Genomic DNA, 21,019 nt, shown 5'->3' on the forward strand with positions numbered 1-21,019 from the left:
TGGCGTCCCATAGGGGGTTCGAACCCCTGTTACCGCCGTGAAAGGGCGGTGTCCTAGGCCACTAGACGAATGGGACGTAGCCGTTACGCTTTCGCGTTCCTCATCGAGGAGGCGCAAATAATACGTAGAGGCTTCACCTTCGTCAACACCTAAAAATATTTTTTTTAACCTCTGCGATCGCACCGCCTTCGAGCTAAACCCTTGAATATAAATTGAATACTTTTTATACAAAACTCTTGAAAGCCGATCGCCTGCCGCACAGAAACACAGCGACGGCCGTCACGGGCATCCGCACCCAAGACAGGGTAGTATAGACCCAAGATGCACGAGCGGACTCGCACACTCTCCAACCCGGAGCCGAGCGGCAGGCTCATCAGCGAAGGCCAGCCAGAATACAGGCCCGATATAACAAAACAAGGAGGTTTAGAGCGGACACAAGACCGATCCGGTCGCAGACCCAACCAACAACAGTGGGGTCGCCCAGCTTAGAGGCACAGATACAGCGCGTTGAAATGAAGAGATTTTGGAGCGGGAAACGAGACTCGAACTCGCGACCCCAACCTTGGCAAGGTTGTGCTCTACCAACTGAGCTATTCCCGCATATCATGACCAGAAGCATCATGAATAAGTGGCGTCCCATAGGGGGTTCGAACCCCTGTTACCGCCGTGAAAGGGCGGTGTCCTAGGCCACTAGACGAATGGGACGCTTAGGACGCAACCCGCAGCAGCGGGATGCGGGGCGCATATTAATGAGGCCGACATGACGGGTCAAGAGTTTTTTAACGCTTTTTACTATAGAATCAAACGCTTCAGAGCAGTGAACCGGTTCAGAGGTTAGATCATGAGTCCGACGCAGATAGGCATGCTGATACTGGGTGGCATCCTGGTGATGGCGGTCACCGCCTATATCATTCAGTCGATAGAAGCTCAGCGTCGGCAGCGCCGAATGAAACTGCTGGCGCTGAGAGACCAGATCCGTCGTGCCGACCACCTGCTTGGCAGCCTGCCCTCCTTTTATGTCACCCCCGATATCCGCGCGGTACTGATCAAATACATGGAGCTGAGATGGCGCCAGGTTGTGGAACTTGACGCCAATCCGGCCTACAGGAAGGAGATGGAAAAGCTGGCACAGCAGGCATCCGAACCGTTCGAACCCGGCCACTACCCGACAGGCTCGTTGACCTACTGTTCCGACCGGGATACCGGCCGCCGCGCCAGAGCCCTGCTGCGTGAACTGGCTCAGTTTCTCATCGACCTGCAGAAGCAGCAGCTGTTTTCCCAGCAAACCCTGAATGAGATGATCCGGCATATCAAACAGAGCTATTCTCGGATCACCATCGAGCTGGAGCTGATGGACGCACAGATGACCGAGGAGATCTCGGGACCTCAGGTTGCCCTGCACACCTACCGTAGCGCGATGACCAAGCTGCAGAGCTTCAACAACGCCTACCAGATCGACGCCCAGATCTTCGCCTTGACCCGCAAGATCGAAGAGTGCGAACGGGTTGCGGAGGAGCTTCGCCAGCAGACGGAAGAGGAGCTGCGCCAGCGTGACGAGAAGGAGAGAGAACGCGAGCAGCGCGAACGTTATCGCTAAGTCCAGCTGCCCGCCGCAACAGAGCCTGTCAGCCGAGCAGCTTCATCTTCAGCGTTACGTTGTTACGTGAATCCGCATTGTGCAGCACCTCATCCTCGGCGATCTTGCCAGCACTGTAAAGTTCGAGCAGATCCTCATCGAAGGTGTGGCTATGCGGATCGCTGCTCTGCTCTATCGCCTCGTGAATGCGGTTGAACTCCCCCCTCCCGATCAACTCTGCCACGAACGGCGTATTGACCAGCACCTCGGTGGCCGGCAGGAAATGTTTTTGAGTATCGCGCACCAGGCGCTGGGACACGATCGCCCTGAGGTTCAGCGACAGATCCTGACAGATCTTCTTCTGCTCGTTCTCCATGAAGAAGTTGGCGATATGTTCAATCGCCTGGACCGCGTTGTTGGCGTGCAGCGTCGATAAACACAGATGGCCGGTTTCCGAATAGCGTATCGCTTGCTCCATGGTCTGTCGGTCGCGGATCTCGCCGATCAGGATCACGTCCGGCGCCTCGCGCAGGCCATTCATCAAGGCGTTCTCATAGGAGAGCGTATCGATACCGATTTCGCGCTGGTTGATCAGTGAACGCTTGTTGGCGTGCATGAACTCGATCGGATCTTCGACCGTAAGAATATGCCCACTCGCGCGCTGATTACGGTGGTCGATCATCGAGGCCAGCGTGGTCGACTTACCGGCACCGGTCGCGCCCACGATCAACACCAAGCCACTGCGCATCATCACAAAATCCTGCAGGCAGCCGGGCAGGTTGAGTTCTTTCAGTGACGGGATAGTACTGCGGATATAACGAATGACTAGAGCCACATCGCCACGCTGGCGATAGACATTGACGCGAAAACGGCCTATGCCTTTGGGATTGTGGGAGAAGTTCATCTCCATCTCGGAGGCAAACACCTCCCGTTGCTTATCGGTCATCAGCGACTCTGCCAGTTCGCTGGTGACACCCGCCTGCAGAGCCTTGTCGCCGATCGGCCGTAGTACCCCCTCGATCTTGATTTGCACGGGCGAATCGGTACTTAAAAACAGGTCAGACGCCTGCTTTTCCACCATCAACCGGAGATACTGGTTCAGATCGAGCATGAGTCCTCCCTGCGGATCTCGCGCAACGCATCGTCTACAAACGACGCCGCTTGTTATTGTTGCTCGTTATCCCACAGGGAGCGCTTCGCATCAAGCGCGTGATCGCAAGAGTTCATTGAAAACGCGACGATTACCGCCAGCATCACCAGTATAATCAGGCGCCCCATACCTTCCCTCTCCCTTCATGACCGACAGATTCAAACACCCGTTTGCACCGAGGTAGGATAACGGCAAAGCGGCGCCCGATTAAAGGCTTAATCGCCAGTTACACGAAAGTCCTATCCCGATAATCGCACAGCGCCTGCTCGATCTCGTCCGATGTATTCATGACGAAGGGACCATACTGTACCACCGGTTCGCCTATGGGCCGGGCCGCCACCAGCAGCAACCGAGCCCCATCGCTACCGGCATGCAGGCCGACCCTGTCGCCCGCACCCAATTCGGCGGCACTTTCGCCAGGCAGCGCCTTATCGCCGATCGCGACCGCCCCTTCAAACAGGTAGATAAAACCGGACAGCTCCTCTGCCAACGGCAGCTCGAGACTCGCGCCGGCTGCCAACTGCAGATCGACAAACAGTGGCTGGCGACTGACCCCGCTGACAGGCCCTGTCAGCTGCTGTCCGGCAAAGTTCAGAGTACCCGCCACCAGACGGATCCGATTACCCTGCTCATCTACTGCCTCCGGAACCTCCTCCGGCTCTATATTCTGGTAGGCCGCGGGTTTCATCTTCTCCGCCGCCGGCAGGTTGACCCAGAGCTGAAAGCCGCGCATCAGCCCCTGCTCCTGTTGCGGCATCTCCTCGTGGATCACGCCTTTGCCTGCCGTCATCCACTGCACGCCACCGGAGCGCAACAGCCCCTCATGCCCCAGATGGTCGCGATGGCGCATCAAGCCATCGAGCATGTAGGTGACGGTCTCGAACCCCCTGTGCGGGTGCGCAGGGAAACCGGCGATATAGTCATCCGGGCTGTCCGATGAAAAGGCATCCAGCATCAGAAAGGGGTCGATGCGCGCCCCCATGCTCTGGCCGATGCTGCGTTTGAGGCGCACACCGGCGCCGTCGGAACTGTTGACCGCGCGAATTACCCGTCGAATCGTTCTATTACTCATCGCCCAACTCCCCGCGCCCATGCGGCGCGCTCAGGTCAAACTCGGGCCCAACCGGGATTATGCCGCTCGGATTGATACCCTTATGACTTCTATAATAGTGCTCTCGTATGTGATCGAGACGTGTCGTCCTGGCAAATGCCGGCCGCTGATACAGATCGCGCAGATAACCGGACAGCGCCGGGTAGTCCTGTATCCGATACAGGTCACACTTGAAGTGGCTGACATATACGGGATCAAAACGCACAAGCGTGGTGAACAGCCGGATATCCGCCTCGGTCAGGCGGTTTCCGACCAGGTAGCGCTGCCCCGACAGATGCCGCTCAAGCTGGTCCAGTACCTCAAACAGCTCGGTTACCGCTTCGTCATAGGCGCTCTGGCTGGTGGCGAAGCCGGCACGATAGACGCCGTTATTCACCGAACGATAGATCAGGCCATTCCAGTCATCGATCTCCGCTTTGAGAGGCGCCGGGTAATAATCGCCCTCTGCCGCCCCCAAGCCATCAAACGCTGTATTGAACATGCGGATGATCTCGGACGACTCGTTGCTGACGATTCTCTGTCGCGCCTTGTCCCAGAGCAGCGGCACGGTTACCCGACCACTGGCATCCGGCTGCGCCCGCGTGTAGAGCTGGTGCAGATAGTCGCTGCCGAACAGCGAATCGCCCGTACTGCCCTCAAAATTGCGCGCAAAGGTCCAGCCGTTTTCCAGCATCAGCGGATGCACCACATCGACACTGATCATCGCCTCCAGCCCCTTGAGCGCACGCATGATCAGCGTGCGATGAGCCCAGGGGCAGGCGTAAGAGACATAGAGGTGGTAACGGCCGGGGGCCGAGGCAAACCCCGCCTCCCCGGAAGGGCCTGCCTCGCCATCGGCGGTTATCCAGTTACGAAAACGTGCGGCATCGCGTTCAAACCGACCACCCTGCGCCGCCGTGTCGTACCACTTGTCATGCCAGCGACCCTCGATAAGCAGACCCATATTACCCTCCTCCACCTCCGTCTTGAATTACTGCAGATGCTGCCCCAGCGCCTCACGTGCCGCTGACAGCGTCTGCTCACGCAGCTCACCCATCGCCAACCCCTCGGCGAAGATGACACGGCTGTCATTGAGCCCGATGAAGGAGAAGAACTGGGTGACGAAGGGGATCTGGTAATCCAGCCCCGCATCCTTGTACAGACCGCCGCGAGTCGCCAGTAGCAGCACCGGCTTGTCTTCGAGCAGACCCACAGGACCGGTATCGGTGTATTTGAACGTCACGCCGGCACGCGCCAGATGATCGAACCAGGCCTTCATCTGCGAGGGTACGCCAAAGTTATACATCGGCACCCCCACCACCAGCATATCGGCCTGGCGGATCTCCTCGATCAGCGTGTCGGACAGCTCCACGACCGCCTGCTGCGTCTGGCTGCGCTCCTCTGCCGGGGCGAGGAAAGCACCGAAGCGCTCGCCGTCCAGGTGAGGAATCGCATCGGCGGACAGATCACGAACCACCACCTCACCGCCGGGATTCTGCGCCTTCCAGTCGTCGATCAGCGTCTGTGCGAGCTGGCTGGACTGGCCCTGATCACCAAAGATTGAACTTTTTACATACAGCAGCTTAGCCATGAGAACTCTCCCGTTGAGTGAATATGCAGCCATTCTCACATCAGTCAAAACTATTAAAAACAGCAGAAAATAGCGCTTTATGATCTACTATTTAGATATTTCATTCTGGAGATGAACTATGCAGATTACCCTGGAGCAGTGGCAGACACTGGTCGCAGTTGTCGACCGGGGCGGTTACGCCCATGCCGCCGAAGCCCTGGGCAAGAGCCAGTCGGCAGTCAGTTACGCCATTCAACGGCTGGAGGAGCGCCTTGGTCTTGCGGTATTCCGTATCGAGGGCCGCAAGGCGACGCTGACCGAAGCGGGCAAGGCGCTCTATCTCCAGGCTCAGAGCCTGCTCAAGAGCGCCCGCCTGACCGAGGAGCTGGCACAGCATTACAGCAGCGGCGCCGAAGCCCGCATTCGACTGGCGATCGACATCATCGTGCCGGAGATGCCGATTCTCTGTGCACTGAGCCGCTACGCCGAGGCCTTTCCCTTCGTTCGAATCGAGCTGCTGGAAACCGTACTCAGCGGCACCGACGAGGCCCTGATCAGAGGAGAGGCGGAGATCGTCATCAGCGGTCGCGTGCCGCCCGGTTTCAGCGGCGACCCGTTGATGCGGATGCGTTTCATCGCCGTGGCTCACCCGGACCACCCGCTGCACCAGTTGGACCGGCCGTTGACCCATGAGGATCTGCGCCTGCACCGCCAACTGGTGATTCGCGACTCCGGCAGCCGCAAGCTCGATGCCGGCTGGCTCGGTGCCGATCAGCGCTGGACCGTCAGCCACATCAGCACCTCGATCGACTGCGCCTGTCGCGGACTGGGGTTCGCCTGGTATCCGGAACTGAAGATAGCGCGCGAGCTGGAGCAGGGATTGCTCAAGCCGTTGCCGCTGGAGAGCGGGGCGGAACGCTTTGTGGATCTTTACCTGATCCTGCGCGATGCACACCTGGCAAGTCCCGGGATCAAGCAGTTGGCGAGTCTGATCCGCGAGCAGACCAGCATGCTGTAGCAACGGCTACCCGGCCGCTATCGATTCTGCATCAGCAGATCCAGCTCGTCCGGCGGCAACGGATGACCGAACAGGTAACCCTGGCCAAAGTCGCAGCCAAGCATGGACAGACAGCCCAGCTGGCTATCGCGCTCCACCCCCTCGGCCAGCACCTGTAGCTTGAGCGAGCGCGCCAGCGTCACAATCGAGGTGACCAGCGGCTGGTCCACCTCCCCCTCCTCCAGACTGCTGATAAAACTGCGCGCGATCTTCAGCCTGTTGATGTCGAACCGGCGCAGATAGGAGAGAGACGAGTAGCCGGTACCAAAATCATCGATGGCGAGGCGAACCCCCAACGCCTTGAGCCGGGCGATCCGCTCCTCAACCGACCCTATCGGGTCCATCAGCGCACTCTCGGTCACCTCAAGCTCGATCAGCTCCGGCGGAACACCGGTCTCCCGCAGCACACGTTCGATACTGTCGACCAGCCCCTGATGATGGAACTGTACCGGCGACAGGTTGATCGACAAGGTCGACAGCACCAAGCCCTGATCAAGCCAGCTGCGCAGCTGACGGCAGGCCTGATGTAACACCCACTCGCCAATCGACAGGATCAGCCTGGTCTCTTCGGCAAGCGGGATGAAGGCCTCCGGGGCCAGCATGCCCCTCTCGGGATGGTGCCAGCGCAACAGCGCCTCTACACCGGTGATCTCTCGGTCGCTCAGGCGCACCAACGGTTGGTAATGCAGCACGAACTCCTCACGCTCCAGGGCCAGGCTCAGTGCCGCCTCCAGCGCCAGCTTTTCGCGCGCACTCCGGGTCAGCGCATCGGTATAGAAACGGTAGGTGTTTCGCCCTCCCTCCTTGGCCTGATACAGGGCGGCATCGGCATACTGCAGAATTTCATCGGTGCGACCGGCATCCTCCGGGAACAGGCAGATGCCGATGCTCAGTCCCAGTGACACGTGACGTCCGTCACCGATATCGAACAGCTCATCGAACAGTGCAATCAGGTCGGAAGCGACCGCCGCCACGCTCTGCGGGTTGACGAGATCCTCAAGCAGCACGACAAACTCGTCGCCGCCCAGGCGCGCCAGAGTATCCCCCTCCCGCAGCCGCGTCTTCAATCGCCGTGCAACCTCACGCAACACCCGGTCACCCGCCCGATGACCATAGCTGTCATTGACCGACTTGAACCTGTCCAGGTCGAGGAACATCACCGCCCCCTGCCCGCCGCTACGGTGCAAGCGCTCCACCGCATGACCCAGACGATCGCGCATCATCGCCCGGTTAGGCAGTGCGGTCAGCGGATCGTGGTAGGCAAGATACTCGAGCTGCTCCTGGGACTGCTTGATCACCGAGATATCGGAAAATACGCCCACATAGTTGACCGGATCTCCCTGCTCGTCGAATACCGTGCTGATGGTAAGCCACTCGGGGTATATCTCACCGCTTTTGCGCCGATTCCAGATCTCGCCTCGCCAAAATCCACGCTGTTGGATCGCGCTCCACATCTCGTCGTAGAACCCACTGCTCTGCCGACCGGACTGCAGAATATTCAGATTTTGCCCCCTGATCTCCTCCTGAGAGTAACCGGTGATCGAGGTGAAAGCGGGATTTACCGCCAGGACATCGCCCTGCAGACTGGCGATCACCACCCCTTCGTGTGAGCTGAGAAACACCGTCGCCGCCTGGCGCAGTTCGGAACTCGCCTCATGGCGCTCTAATGCACGCCTGCGCCTGAGCTCACTGATAAGCAGAATGATCCCGCTGCCACAGAACCAGAAGGCACCACCGCCGAGGTAGACGGGGCGAAGCAGCTCCGCCTGATGCTGCCGGAAGGGGGTCAACGGCACGGAGACACTGATCGCGCCGACATCATCCCCCACCGACCGGCGCAGGTGACAACCCTGACATCGCGATTCCAGACCCAGTCGCTGGATCATACGTAACGCTGGCCGGCTGTCAGACTCGATCAACTCGAACGTTTCGTTGTGCCGAGTCTCGATCAACCAATCCAGCTTCTTACGCTCCCACGGGTCGGGACGCTCAAGATTGGAAAGGGGGGAGGCGCTGATCAGGCGGCTTTCAACACCGAGCTGCTCACCAAAGTGCTCATAAAAATGACGAATAAGATAGTCCGAGCTCATTAATGTCAGCTGCCGACCATCGGGCGTCAGCAAACCGTGCGTCGACGCGTCCAGCGCACTGTTTGGCGGTGTGTGCTCGCTGGTTTCGATATAGAGGCCACCGTGCTGATTGATCCAGTTTCGCAGCGCAATGTCGCGGTTGATGTTTGCCTTCGCCGCCTCGCGCGCCAGCGTCACCGAACGCTCCTCGGTCAGCGTGTCATACTCCACGAAGCCACCAAGAAACAGCAGTGACCAGACCACCAGCGCCAGCAGAGCATAGCGCTGAATATCACGACACTCTCGTTTGATCTGGCCCGATATATTGCTCACGCCTCTCTCCCTGGCATCAACCATATCCGTCCGCTTTAACCCGGCCAATGGGCCGGACCATGCACTTTTCTAAAACCAGTCTTGTGGTAACGGCGCGGCCTCCCGGCCCATCAGAAGATCGGCCAATGCGACTATCGCCTCGTGCTGAAACAGCACCGCCCGCCACTGAGACGGGATCGCGTGATAACCGTAAAACGTACCAGCAATCTGTCCGTAAATCGCGCCAGTTGTATCGGAATCTTCACCTAAATTGACCGCGAGCAACATTCCTTCATAAAAAGTACGGCTTTTACCAAATGCCCACAGCGCGGCCTCCAAAGCCGAGACCACGTATCCCCGTCCACGAATCTGCGGCGGCTCCCGCCGCTGGAAGGTGCCCCCGGCGAGCTCGCGCAGCTCCCTGTGTTGGAGATCGCCACTACCACGGGCCAGGGCTAGAAACCCCTCCTCCTTGCTCCCGCCTTCACCCAACAACCGAATCACCCGTGCAAGCAATCTGTTCGCCTCCAGACAGCGAGGATCGCCGTGGGTCAACCGACAGTGTTCCACCGCCAGTCGTTCCGCCTGCTCAGGATCCCGATGACAATGGATCATCAGCGGAGCAAGGCGCATCAAAGCGCCGTTGCCGGCGGAGTCGAACGATTCCTTGCCGGCAAAGAGCTCGCCCTGCTTTTCAAACCGGAGCAGCGCCTGCCGGGTACGCGTACCGATGTCGAAACAGCGCCCGGTGGAGGAGAGATAACCCTCGCGGAACCATCGCAGGAAGCGCTGCATATGGTCTTGCGGATCGAAGCCCCCTTGCAGATACAGGCTGACACCGGAACAGAGCGCCATGGAGGTATCGTCGGTCCAGTAGCCTTCCGGCAAACGGTGCGGACCGCCGGCGCGCATATCGACCACCGGTTCAAAGCTGCCCGGGTTCATGAACTCCACCGGCGCGCCCAGCGCATCGCCGACCGCCAAGCCCACCAACATTCCTCGCAGCCGGTCCTGATCTGGATCCATTCATACCTCCATCATCCGTATAGTGCGCCAGCCTGACATCGCTCCGCCTTCACAGCGGCGGGTCAACGTGGAGGCCAGGCATGAAAAACCCGGAGGCGCGCCACCGATTCCATCGGCAACCCCTGTGCATCATTGTCGTTTTATTGATCACTCCCGAGAATAGCACTCCGTCAGCAGCAGAGGCATTAACACAACGTATCAGCTTAGGAATAGACACAAACGGTAATTTCTGAACCTAATAGCATCGCTTGGCCCGGCAGGATTCTGTCACAGAGGGAAGTCCGATGTGCCTCTGGCGTCGCCTTGCGGCGCGAAGGCGAGATTTTGATCGACATCCAGATCAGCCAGCATTCGCGCCAACACCAGGAAGGCCCGGGCCGTGCCCCGCACCAGGTTGATCAGCATCAAACCGAAGGCGTCGGGCTCCTGCTGATGCAACACCAGAAACTGGTCGGAGCTGATCTCGACTACCACCGAGGCCTCCTCGGCAATAGCGATGGAGGGCCGATCGCACAGTGCGATCATCGGGATGAAGCTCATATCATCGCCCGGTTCATGCCGGCGTGCGAACACCCGACCACCATCCTTTCGTGGCATGTAATTATTGATGACACCTTGCAGGACGATAAAGAAGGAGGCGGCCGGATCGCCACTGGTATAGAGCGTTTCGCCCGCCGCGAGGCTGATCAGCCGACCATCAAGCAACAGCCGGTGGACCACCCTTTCCGGCAGCGCACCGAACGCGGATAACTCTTGAAAATAGGCGGTTCCCTGTGCCTGCCAGTACTCCCGGGCATCGATTACTTTCATCAGTAGTCCACACGACCTTGCCCATCTCAGGTTCAGTATAGCCAGCAGTGCAGCGTTGTAACGCCACGGTGACTAAGCTTTCGCCGCATCGGGTTTCTCGCCACGCCCCAGTTTTTGATACAGCGCCGCACGGGAGATACCGAGCAGTCTGGCCGCCTCGCTGCGATTCCCACCGGTCAGCTGTAACGCCTCCCGAATGGCACGTTGTTCGGCCTCTCTTAACCGCTCCTTCAAATTCAACGACCCCGTGTGTCTCGGCTCCGTCATCGGCTGAGGCAGACCTGCAACTTTGCCGACCGCCAGCGGCTTGGACTCTGCGCTCAAACCGGGCAGCAGCACGCTCAGCGCACTGGCATCGACGTAGGCGCTGTTTTCATTCAGGATGCAAGCCCGCTCCAGCACGTTGTATAGCTCACGCACGTTCCCGGGCCAGCTATGACAGGAGAGCAGCGCCAACCCTTCTCCGGTCAGCACCTTGGTGGTGACGCCAAGACGGGTGCAACACTCATCCAATATGCGCTCGCTCAACGCCTCAAGATCGCTCAGACGATCACGCAGTGCCGGCAGCTGGATCGGCATGGCACTGAGTCGGTAGTAAAGGTCGGCGCGGAACTCCCCGCTGTCCACCATCTCCAGCAGGTTACGACTGGTCGCCGCGACGATGCGCACATCGGTACGCTGCACCTCGTTGGAGCCGACACGCTCGAACTCCCGCTCCTGCAGCACGCGCAGCAGCTTGGCCTGCAGCGCCAGCGGCATATCGCCGATCTCATCAAGAAACAGCGTGCCATCGGCGGCGATCTCCAGCTTGCCGGGACGCCCCTCCTTTTTCGCGCCAGTAAACGCACCGGGCGCTACGCCAAAGAACTCGGCTTCGATCAGGGTTTCCGGGATCGCCGCCACGTTGATCGACACGAACGGCTTATCGGCCCTGGAGGAGAGGTCATGCAGGGCATGGGCGAACAGCTCCTTGCCGGTACCGGTTTCACCGGTGAGCAGCACCGAGACATCAAAACGCGCGGCCTGGCGGATCTGCTCCTTGACCAGGCGCATGGCGTCGCTCTGCCCGGCAACCTGAGACAGCTGATAGCGGGCGGTGCGGGAATCGCGAAAGCGGCTGGCGTTACGCACCTCGCGTTGCAGCAGGTTGTACTTCTCCAGCAGCGATTTCATGCCGGAGCGGCTGTCGGTGGCGACGAAACCGAACGCCCCCTCGATCTCGCCGGCCTCGTTGTGCAACGGAATGACACTGACCAACACCCACTGGTTGCGTATCTGCAGCAGGTCCAGCAGTACCGGTTCCCCGGAGGCCAACACCTGGGGCACGTAACTGCCGGGGATCACATCGGTGATGTGCTTGCCCAACGGCGGTTCCGCCAAACCGAGAAAGCGGCAGTAGTCATCACTGATCCAGTTGATGATGCCCTGACGATCCACGGCGATGGTGTCCTGATAAAAGGTTTCAAATGCGCGCTGCAGATAGGAGAAAAAGCGTTCGCGTACCGCTTTCGAAATATGACCGGTCATCGGCATTGAAACTACTCAACTGTCTATTTTATTGGACATTACTCGTCTACAAATATAGACACACTGTCCATTAAAATATACATGCAACCTTTCACAGCTCCGCTAAAAAATCGACTAAATCAATAAAAAACAATGAATTAAAAATATTGGCAAGAAATCTGCCGTATATGAACTATACCTAAGGGGCCGACGCAAGGCGCGATGATACCCCGGAACGATTGATCGCCGCTCCTGCGCATGAGCGCTATGGATGGCGTAAATGCCGCTTTTGCAGGAGCAAAAAGCGGCCCATGCGCCCGCGGCATACCGCACATTCTGTACATAACAATAACAAGGGTTCGACATGCACACTCCTCTCTGGACGCCGTCAACGGCGCGTATCGCATCCACCCGTCTCTGGCGCTTCATCCAGACGCTGAACGCTGAGCTGCAACTCGATATCCGGAACTACCCCGAACTCTGGCAGTGGAGCGTGGACAACAGCGAACTGTTCTGGAGCCGGCTGTGGGATTACGCCGGCATCAAAGCGGAAAGCAAAGGGATCAACGTGTTGAAAGATGGCGACCTGATGCCGGGCGCTCGCTGGTTCCCGGAGGCCAGGCTCAACTTCGCCGAAAACCTGCTGCGCTGGCGCGATGACTGCCCCGCCGTCGTCTTCTGCGGCGAGGATGGCCGCCGTACTGAACTCAGCCATGCCGAGCTCTACGCCAGAGTAGCCGCGCTGGCCGCCGCGCTGCGTCGACAAGGCATCAAGCCCGGCGATATCTGTTCCGGATTCATGCCCAATGTGCCGGAAACCCTGATCGCCATGCTCGCCACCACCTCGATCGGTGCGATCTGGAGCTCCTGCTCGCCCGATTTCGGTATCCACGGCGTGGTCGACCGTTTCGGCCAGGTGAAGCCCAGGGTGTTGTTCACCACCGATGGTTACCTCTACAACGGCAAGCGTTTGAGCTCCATCGACAAGGTGGCCGGTATCGTCGCCGATATCGACTCCGTCGAGCAGATCGTGGTGGTCCCTTTCCTCGAGCCGTCACCGGACATCAGCGCCCTGCCCGGTGCCAAGCTGCTCGATGACTACGCCGACAGCAGCGCAACCGAGATCCAGTTCGAACAGCTGCCGTTCGACCATCCGCTCTACGTGATGTACTCCTCCGGCACCACCGGCGTACCCAAGTGCATCGTGCACAGCGCCGGCGGCACGCTGATTCAGCACCTCAAGGAGCTGCTGCTGCACACCGATATCGACCGTGACGACCGCTTCTTCTACTACACCACCTGCGGCTGGATGATGTGGAACTGGATGGCCTCGGGACTGGCCACCGGCTGTACCCTGGTGCTGTTTGACGGCTCGCCCTTCGCGCCCGAGCCGGAGGTGCTCTGGGATATGGCCGAGCGGGAGAGGATCAGTGTCTTCGGCACCAGCGCCAAGTATCTGGCCGCGCTGGAGAAGGCCGACGTCAAACCGGGCAAAAGCCACGATTTGAGTGCATTAAAAGCGGTACTCTCCACCGGCTCGCCGCTGTCGCATGAGAGCTTCGAGTACGTCTACCGCGATATCAAGGCGGACCTCCAGCTCTCCTCCATCTCCGGCGGCACCGACATCATCTCCTGCTTCGCCCTGGGCTGCCCGATCCTGCCGGTCTGGGCCGGCGAGCTGCAGTGCCGCGGCCTCGGCATGGCGGTGGATATCTTCGATGACGAGGGCTGCTCACTGCTGGAGCAGAAAGGGGAACTGGTCTGCACCAAGCCGTTCCCGAGCATGCCGATCAAGTTCTGGAACGACCCGGATGGCCGGCGCTTCCACGACGCCTATTTCGCCCAGTTCGATAACGTCTGGGCCCACGGCGACTACGGCGAGATCACCCGCCATGGCGGCGTGATCATCCATGGCCGCTCCGACGCGGTACTCAACCCGGGCGGCGTGCGCATCGGCACCGCCGAGATCTACCGCCAGGTGGAGAAGGTGGAGGAGGTGCTGGAAAGCCTCTGCATCGGCCAGCCCTGGCAGGATGATGTCCGTGTCGTACTGTTCGTCCGTCTGCGCGAAGGGGTCAGCCTGGATGACGCTCTTATCAAACGGATCAAGGACTGCATCCGCGCCAACACCACACCGCGCCATGTGCCGGCGGTGATCGTCCAGGTCGCCGATATTCCGCGCACGATCAGCGGCAAGATCGTCGAACTGGCGGTGCGCCAGGTGGTGATGGGCGATACCGTCAAGAACAAGGATGCGCTGGCCAACCCCGAAGCGCTTGAGCTTTTCCGGGATCTGCCTGAGCTCTCCAACTAAGCTCTCCAACCAGGAGCAGGTTCAGTCTCGACCGCACAACAAGAAACGAGGATAGAGGATATAAGCGATGAGTGTTCGCAAACTGGCACTGGTCACCGGTTCGACCAGCGGGATAGGTCTTGCCATAGCCGAGGTGTTCGCCAAGCACGGGATCGAGGTGATCCTGCACGGACTGGAGTCGATCGCCGAGGGCGAAGAGCTCACTGAGCGCTTCGAGCGCGATTACGGCGTGCGCCCCCACTACTATCAATGCGATGTCAGTCAGCCCGACGAAATCGACAGGATGATCGCGCGCATCGAGTCCGAAGTGGGACAGATCACCGTACTGGTCAACAATGCCGGCATCCAGTATACCGCACCGGTGCAGGAGTTCCCGCCGGAGAAGTGGGACAAGATCATCGCTATCAACCTCAGTGCCGCCTTTCACGCCATGCGCCTGGCACTGCCCGGCATGCAGGCACAAGGTTGGGGCCGGATCATCAACATATCTTCGGTGCACGGTCTGGTCGCCTCGACCCATAAAGCAGCCTACTGTGCCGCCAAGCACGGCCTGGTCGGACTGACCCGCGTCACCGCGCTGGAAACCGCCACCCAGGGGATCACCGCCAACTGCATCTGCCCGGGCTGGACCGACACGCCGTTGCTGAACGACCAGTTGATGGAGTTCGCCCGCGAGCACAACACCAGTTTCGATGAGGCCAAGCAGGGCCTGATCAGCGCCAAGGCGCCCTATCCCGACTTCGTTGCCCCCAGCGAAATCGGCGAACTGGCGCTATTTCTCTGCTCCGACGCCGCCAGGGCGATCACGGGCACCGCAATGCCAATCGATGGAGGATGGACCGCACACTGAGATCTAGCAGCAACGCACAAACGAGAACGACCAAGGAACTTGAACGGCTAAAAAATAAAAGGGTTAAACCGATGAAAAAAGTACTTCAAGCAACAGCACTGACCGTAACCATCGCTACCTCCACCAGCGCCATGGCGGAGTTCGACCGGGTACGCTGGCAGGTGCCGATGGGCTTCCCCTCCACCCTGACCGCGCTGGGCGATACCATGCCAGAAGTGGCCAAGATGGTAAGCGATATCTCAGGCGGTCGCGTGACCCTGCAGACCTTCGAACCGGGCAAACTGATCCCCTCTCTGGGGGTATTCGAAAACGTCAGCAACGGCAACCTACCCGCCGGTTACTCCTGGATGGGTTACGAGTGGGGCCAGATCCCGGCCTCGGCGCTGTTCGGTGCCACGCCGTTCGGTCTGGAATCCCAGGAGTTCCTCGCCTGGATGTATCACCACGACGGTGACAAGCTGCTCAAGGAGCTGTTCCAGCCCTACAACGTCTACCCGATCCTGTGCGGCACCATCAGTCCCGAGGCAGCCGGTTGGTTCCGCGAAGAGATGGACAGCCTGGATAAGTTCAAGGGGCTGAAGTTCCGCGCCGCCGGCGTCGGCGGCGAGATCATGTCCGAGTTTGGCATGTCGGTGACTCTGCTGCCGGGCGGCGAGCTGTACCAGGCGCTGGAAACCGGCGTGCTCGACGCCACCGAGTTCTCCATGCCGACAGTGGACGAGCAGCTCGGCTTCTATCAGGTCGCCAAGCACTACTACCTGCCGGGTTGGCACCAGCCCTCCACCAACCAGTTCCTCTACATCAACCTGGATGAATGGAAAAAGCTGAACGGCGAAACCCAGGCCCTGATCGAAACCAGTTGCAAGGCGGCCAACACCATCGCGTTGGCCAAGGCGGAAGCGCTGCAGGGGGCGGTACTCAAGCGGTTCAAGGAGAACGGCGTACAACTGCACCAGTACAGCCCGGAGATCCTGAACGCGTTTGAGGAGGCCACCGATCGGGTGATGAAGCGTCGCTCAGAATCTGACCCCATGTTCGCCAAGGTCTACGACTCGATGAAGGCGTTCCAGGCCGAACATGCCGCGTGGAAGAAGTACGGCTACCTGCCGCGCGACTGGGGCATGGACGAGTAACAATACATCCACCGGATTAACGGATATTCACCATGGCTGAATATAACGTAGATCTGGACCGGATCGAGGAGGCGGTCGCCCACCGGGCGACCGTTTACCCTCGCACCGCGGTCTCCGATCTGTTCGAGGGTATCGTCGAGTTCTTCGGCAAATACTCCTCCTTTATCTGGGTGGTGCTGATGCTGCTGATCGTCGGCAACGTCTTGCTGCGCTATGTGCTCGGCACCAACTTCGTGGCCCTTGAAGAGCTGCAGTGGCACCTGTTCGCAATCGGTTTCATGCTCGCCCTCTCCTACTGCATCGTGCATGACGATCATGTCCGTGTCGATGTAGTGGCGGAGAACCTGAGCTGGCGCAAGCGCGCGGTGATCGAGCTGCTCGGCATCTCGCTGTTCTTTCTGCCCTTCTGCGGCTTTGTCCTGACCTACGCCTGGCCGTTCGTCGAGCGCGCCTACCAAATTGGCGAAGTATCGGCAGCCCCAGGCGGCCTGCCGGCCCGCTGGCTGATCAAGTCGGTGATTCTGTTCGCCTTCGGACTGATGATTCTGGCGGCGATTGCACGCCTGATAAGAGTTCTGTCTTTCCTGAGTGGCTGGCCGCGCCCCCGGCCGGATAAAAGTGCCGACTAACGGACGACAATAACAACCGAATCGGAGCGGGAGCGCTCCCGGTTCATGCTGCAGTGAGGTGGATTGCGTAATGGCAACCTACGAATTGATCGTAATCGCGATGCTGGTCAGCTTTATCCTGCTGATCTTCACCGGCTTCCCGGTGGCCTGGGTATTGGCCGGCGTGTCGGTGGTGTTCAGCGTATTCTCGGTAATCGCCAGCCAATATTTTGATGTGGATACCTACTTCCTGACCGACTGGCGTATCTTCGGTGTCATCGTGCAACGGATCTACGCGCAGATGTCGAACTGGGTACTGGTCGCCCTGCCGATGTTCATCTTCATGGGCTTGATGCTCGATCGCTCAGGCGTGGCGGAAAAGCTGATGAGGAACTTCGTCAACCTGTTCGGACGCTTCCGCGGTGGCCTTGGCGTGGCGGTGGTCCTGATCGGCATTCTGCTCGCGGCATCCACCGGCATCGTGGGCGCTTCGGTGGTGCTGCTCGCCATGCTGTCGCTGCCCGCGATGTTGGAGCAGAAGTACTCGAAATCCTTTGCCTGCGGCATCGTCGCCTCGTCCGGCACCCTGGGGATCCTGATTCCCCCCAGCATCATGCTGATCATCATGGCCGACCAGCTGTCGCTGGCCGTCGGCGACCTGTTCATGGGTGCGCTGATCCCGGGCGTCATGCTGGGCCTGATGTATATGGTCTATGTGGTGGTGATCTCGATGCTGGTGCCGTCGCTGAGCAGTCCACCCAAGGATCTGCCGCCAATCACCACCCAGATGGTGATCGATACGCTGAAAGCGGTGGTGCCCTCGCTGGGGTTGATTCTCGCCGTACTCGGCTCGATCTTCTTCGGTATTGCAACGCCCACCGAAGCCGCCGGGGTCGGCGCATTGGGCGCGACGCTACTGGCCTGGATGAACGGCAACCTGAACGCCGCGGTGCTGAAGGATGTCAGCATGAAAACCAGCCTGACCACGGCCTTCGTGTTCGGCATCTTCCTCGGCGCCACATCCTTTGCCGTGGTACTGCGCTCGCTAGGAGGCGATGAGTTCATCGGCAGCCTGCTGCACTCTATTCCGCTGTCACCGGGCGGCATCGTGGTGGTGATCCTGCTGATCGCCTTTATCGCCGGGTTCTTCCTCGACTGGCTCGAGATCAGCCTGATCCTGCTGCCGCTGGTGGGACCGGTCGTTTCGGCGCTGGGATTCGATCTGACCTGGTTCGTGGTGCTGTTCGCGCTAGCGCTGCAGACCTCTTTCCTAACCCCGCCGGTAGGCTTCTCACTGTTCTATCTGAAAGGAGTAGCGCCGCCGGAGATCCGTACGGTAGATATCTACAAGGGAGTGATTCCGTTCATCCTGATCCAGCTGACCGCCGTAGCCCTGGTGTTCTGGTGGGAGGATCTGGTGCTCTGGTTGCCCGCCGTACGCTACGGCACCGGTTGATATGCGGATACCGAACTGACGTCACCTCTCGCACCCTTGACGGGCAGCCCCTTTCGGGACCCGCCCGTCTTTTTTTGGGTGAGAATCACTACATGGAGACGGAGTCCAGCAACATCCTCATCGCTTGCGCCAGGCTCTTCTCCGCATCCTGATGCTTGCCGGCTTCATGCAGTTTCATCCCCTCGTCGCGCAGCGCTTGCACCTGAGCTTTTACCTCATCGCTCAGCGCCATCTTGGTTAGCGCAGCGTCGATCGACTTGGCGTCCATCGGACAGTGGCTGGCGAGAGCAGGCGACGACAACACCACTGCACACACTGCGGTAGCCAGAGTCGTTTTCAAATTAAACATAGCGGTAGCCCTCAATACAGTGGATCTGTTGGATTACAGCCTGAGTATAGCCGCCCTCAGCCGTTACGCTGTCGGGTGACGAAGGGCGGCGAATATTTGACCGAAAATGTCACGCTCCACAAACGCCAAACCTCCGCACAAATCCAAGTGAAACGGGCCTGACCACACCATTGCCATTTTTTGCCAGCAAAACTGGCAGCTTTTGTCATTGGCGACTCCCGGCCCATCGACCATGCTTAACCCAAGGAGCACAGCACTCAAGCCGTGCGCTGCGCCCTGCGCAGATTGCCAGTCGATAGCCCCGTATATAGCCCTACATAACGACAAGAGGGACGAGTCATGCCGGAATACAAGGCACCCCAACGCGATATTCAGTTCGTGCTCAATGATCTGCTGCAGATGGAGCAGCACTACCAGTCGCTGCCTGGCTGCGAAGACGCCACACCGGATATGGTCGGCGCCATCGTCGAAGAGGGCGCCCGCTTTGCCGAGCGGGTACTGTCGCCGCTGAACCGCGTCGGCGACGAGCAGGGCTGCAGCTTCAAGGATGGCGAAGTCACCACACCGGAAGGGTTCCGCGAAGCCTACCAGCAGTTCGTCGAGGGCGGCTGGCCGTCACTGTCGCACAGCCCTGAGTTCGGCGGCCAGGGCCTGCCGGAATCGATCGGCATCATCATCAACGAGATGGTCGGCAGCGCCAACTGGTCCTGGGCGATGTACCCTGGCCTCAGCCACGGCGCCATGAACACACTGGAAGCACACGGCACCGACGAGCAGAAACAGACCTACCTGACCAAGCTGGTCTCCGGCGAGTGGACCGGCACCATGTGCCTGACCGAGCCGCACTGCGGTACCGACCTGGGACTGCTGCGTACCAAGGCCGAACCCAATGCGGACGGCAGTTATGCGATCAGCGGCACCAAGATCTTCATCTCCGCCGGCGAGCATGACATGGCCGACAATATCGTGCACATCGTGCTGGCCCGTTTGCCGGAGGCCCCGGCCGGGGTGAAGGGGATCTCGCTGTTTATCGTGCCCAAGTTCATCCCCACCGCCGCCGGCGATGCGGGCGAGCGCAACGCGGTTGCCTGCGGCTCCATCGAGCATAAGATGGGGATCCACGGCAACTCCACCTGCGTGATGAACTTTGACGGCGCCACCGGATACCTGATCGGCCCGCCGAACAAGGGGCTGAACTGCATGTTCACCTTCATGAACACCGCCCGCTTGGGCACCGCGCTACAGGGGCTTGCGCATGCCGAGTGGGGCTTCCAGAACTCGCTGAGCTACGCCCGCGAGCGCCTGCAGATGCGGGCGCTGAACGGCCCGGCGGCACCGGACAAGCCCGCCGACCCGATCATCGTGCACCCGGAGGTGCGCAAGATGCTGCTGACGCAGAAGGCGATAGCCGAAGGCGGCCGCGCGCTGATCTACCACTGCGCCCAACTGGTGGATAAGACCAAACTGGCCAGCGATGAAGAGAAGGTACAGGCCGATACCCAACTCGCCCTGCTGACCCCGATCGCCAAGGCGTTCCTGACCGAACTCGGTTTCGAGTCCGCCAACCACGCGCTGCAGATCTACGGCGGCCACGGCTATATCAGCGAGTGGGGCATGGAGCAGAACGTGCGCGACAGCCGTATCTCCATGCTCTACGAGGGCACCACCCAGATCCAGGCGCTGGATCTGCTCGGCCGCAAGGTGCTGATGAGCGAAGGCAAAACGCTGATGGCGTTCACCAAGGTAATTCACAAGTTCTGCCAGGCCGCAGCCGAAGAGCCGAAGATGCGCGCCTTTGTTGGCCCGCTGGAGAAGCACAACAAAGAGTGGGGCGAGCTGACCCAGCAACTGGGCATGAAGGCGATGATGAACCGCGACGAGGTGGGCGCCGCCTCGGTGGACTACCTGATGTACTCCGGCTATGTCACCCTCGCCTACTTCTGGGCCCGCATGGCACAGGTGGCGCAGCATAAACTGGCCGAAGGCAGTGGCGATGCGGCGTTCTACCGCGCCAAGCTGACCACCGCCCGCTTCTACTTCGAGCGAATCCTGCCGCGCACTCGCTCGCTGGTGGAGACGATGCTGTCGGGCTCCGATAACCTGATGGCATTGAGCGAGGAGCACTTCGCCTTCTAAGTGCCAC

At 59.8% G+C, this 21,019-nt stretch carries 18 protein-coding genes and 3 tRNA genes; 8 read left to right on the forward strand and 13 right to left on the reverse strand.

All coding sequences use genetic code 11. The features are described 5' to 3' along the window. The 3 genes from KQ940_RS09060 to KQ940_RS09070 form a co-directional block, all read right to left on the reverse strand. Nucleotides 1-76: transfer RNA gene (locus KQ940_RS09060), tRNA-Glu, on the reverse strand. A gap of 448 nt (nt 77-524) precedes the next feature. Continuing rightward, nucleotides 525-600 (reverse strand) — tRNA-Gly (locus tag KQ940_RS09065). 29 nt (nt 601-629) lie between these two features. Then, nucleotides 630-705: transfer RNA gene (locus KQ940_RS09070), tRNA-Glu, on the reverse strand. A gap of 136 nt (nt 706-841) precedes the next feature. Between KQ940_RS09070 and KQ940_RS09075 the strand changes: the two genes are divergently transcribed. Further along, a complete protein-coding gene (locus tag KQ940_RS09075) occupies nt 842-1,597 on the forward strand; it encodes a hypothetical protein (protein WP_217413172.1) in 756 nt (251 codons plus the stop codon). A 28-nt stretch (nt 1,598-1,625) separates the two neighbouring features. Here KQ940_RS09075 and KQ940_RS09080 read toward each other — a convergent pair whose 3' ends face one another. The 4 genes from KQ940_RS09080 to KQ940_RS09095 form a co-directional block, all read right to left on the reverse strand. Beyond that, nucleotides 1,626-2,687 carry a PilT/PilU family type 4a pilus ATPase gene (locus KQ940_RS09080; protein WP_217413174.1) on the reverse strand — a complete coding sequence of 354 codons (1,062 nt, stop codon included), beginning with the start codon at nt 2,685-2,687 and terminating at the stop codon, nt 1,626-1,628. A 265-nt stretch (nt 2,688-2,952) separates the two neighbouring features. Beyond that, nucleotides 2,953-3,798 (reverse strand): pirin family protein, encoded by an 846-nt coding sequence (locus tag KQ940_RS09085; RefSeq protein WP_217413176.1) that lies wholly within the window; start codon nt 3,796-3,798, stop codon nt 2,953-2,955. Beyond that, nucleotides 3,791-4,780: a glutathione S-transferase family protein gene (locus KQ940_RS09090; RefSeq protein WP_217413177.1), complete on the reverse strand. Its 990-nt coding sequence runs from the start codon at nt 4,778-4,780 to the stop codon at nt 3,791-3,793. Before KQ940_RS09090 ends, KQ940_RS09085 begins: the two co-directional genes overlap by 8 nt. 27 nt (nt 4,781-4,807) lie before the next feature. Then, a complete protein-coding gene (locus KQ940_RS09095) occupies nt 4,808-5,407 on the reverse strand; it encodes an FMN-dependent NADH-azoreductase (RefSeq protein WP_217413178.1) in 600 nt (199 codons plus the stop codon). 118 nt (nt 5,408-5,525) lie between these two features. Here KQ940_RS09095 and KQ940_RS09100 point away from each other — a divergent pair, with 118 nt between their 5' ends. Beyond that, complete coding sequence (locus KQ940_RS09100; protein ID WP_217413179.1) at nt 5,526-6,404, forward strand: LysR family transcriptional regulator; 879 nt, start codon at nt 5,526-5,528, stop codon at nt 6,402-6,404. Nucleotides 6,405-6,421: 17 nt separating this feature from the next. Here the strand turns inward: KQ940_RS09100 and KQ940_RS09105 are convergent, their stop codons facing one another. The 4 genes from KQ940_RS09105 to KQ940_RS09120 form a co-directional block, all read right to left on the reverse strand. After that, nucleotides 6,422-8,845, reverse strand: a complete 2,424-nt coding sequence (locus KQ940_RS09105; RefSeq protein ID WP_217413180.1) for an EAL domain-containing protein — start codon at nt 8,843-8,845, stop codon at nt 6,422-6,424. 69 nt (nt 8,846-8,914) lie between these two features. Then, the gene (locus tag KQ940_RS09110) at nt 8,915-9,850 is read right to left on the reverse strand and encodes an ADP-ribosylglycohydrolase family protein (protein WP_217413181.1); all 936 of its coding nucleotides are present in this window, start codon (nt 9,848-9,850) and stop codon (nt 8,915-8,917) included. A 267-nt stretch (nt 9,851-10,117) separates the two neighbouring features. After that, entirely contained in the window at nt 10,118-10,660 is a 543-nt protein-coding gene (locus KQ940_RS09115; RefSeq protein ID WP_217413182.1) for a cyclic nucleotide-binding domain-containing protein, read from the reverse strand. Between the two features lie 72 nt (nt 10,661-10,732). After that, complete coding sequence (locus KQ940_RS09120; protein ID WP_246589916.1) at nt 10,733-12,187, reverse strand: sigma-54 interaction domain-containing protein; 1,455 nt, start codon at nt 12,185-12,187, stop codon at nt 10,733-10,735. A gap of 343 nt (nt 12,188-12,530) precedes the next feature. Here KQ940_RS09120 and KQ940_RS09125 point away from each other — a divergent pair, with 343 nt between their 5' ends. The 5 genes from KQ940_RS09125 to KQ940_RS09145 all read left to right on the forward strand — a co-directional run bounded on the left by KQ940_RS09125 (nt 12,531) and on the right by KQ940_RS09145 (nt 18,527). Next, the gene (locus KQ940_RS09125) at nt 12,531-14,480 is read left to right on the forward strand and encodes an acetoacetate--CoA ligase (protein ID WP_217413184.1); all 1,950 of its coding nucleotides are present in this window, start codon (nt 12,531-12,533) and stop codon (nt 14,478-14,480) included. Nucleotides 14,481-14,547: 67 nt separating this feature from the next. Beyond that, nucleotides 14,548-15,330 carry a 3-hydroxybutyrate dehydrogenase gene (locus KQ940_RS09130; RefSeq protein ID WP_217413185.1) on the forward strand — a complete coding sequence of 261 codons (783 nt, stop codon included), beginning with the start codon at nt 14,548-14,550 and terminating at the stop codon, nt 15,328-15,330. Nucleotides 15,331-15,401: 71 nt separating this feature from the next. Continuing rightward, nucleotides 15,402-16,463: a TRAP transporter substrate-binding protein gene (locus KQ940_RS09135; protein WP_217413186.1), complete on the forward strand. Its 1,062-nt coding sequence runs from the start codon at nt 15,402-15,404 to the stop codon at nt 16,461-16,463. A gap of 32 nt (nt 16,464-16,495) precedes the next feature. Further along, complete coding sequence (locus KQ940_RS09140; RefSeq protein ID WP_217413187.1) at nt 16,496-17,092, forward strand: TRAP transporter small permease subunit; 597 nt, start codon at nt 16,496-16,498, stop codon at nt 17,090-17,092. 70 nt (nt 17,093-17,162) lie between these two features. After that, nucleotides 17,163-18,527 (forward strand): TRAP transporter large permease, encoded by a 1,365-nt coding sequence (locus KQ940_RS09145; protein WP_217413188.1) that lies wholly within the window; start codon nt 17,163-17,165, stop codon nt 18,525-18,527. An 88-nt stretch (nt 18,528-18,615) separates the two neighbouring features. On the opposite strand, the gene KQ940_RS09150 is transcribed toward KQ940_RS09145, so the two are convergent. Continuing rightward, on the reverse strand, nt 18,616-18,876 hold the full coding sequence (locus KQ940_RS09150) for a hypothetical protein (protein ID WP_217413189.1): 261 nt from the start codon (nt 18,874-18,876) through the stop codon (nt 18,616-18,618). 56 nt (nt 18,877-18,932) lie between these two features. Continuing rightward, nucleotides 18,933-19,085 (reverse strand): hypothetical protein, encoded by a 153-nt coding sequence (locus tag KQ940_RS09155; RefSeq protein ID WP_217413190.1) that lies wholly within the window; start codon nt 19,083-19,085, stop codon nt 18,933-18,935. Nucleotides 19,086-19,215: 130 nt separating this feature from the next. Here KQ940_RS09155 and KQ940_RS09160 point away from each other — a divergent pair, with 130 nt between their 5' ends. After that, entirely contained in the window at nt 19,216-21,012 is a 1,797-nt protein-coding gene (locus tag KQ940_RS09160) for an acyl-CoA dehydrogenase C-terminal domain-containing protein (RefSeq protein WP_217413191.1), read from the forward strand. The last annotated feature ends 7 nt before the right edge of the window (nt 21,013-21,019 follow it).

This window comes from Marinobacterium ramblicola, from assembly GCF_019084545.1.
Classification (GTDB): domain Bacteria; phylum Pseudomonadota; class Gammaproteobacteria; order Pseudomonadales; family Balneatricaceae; genus Marinobacterium_D; species Marinobacterium_D ramblicola.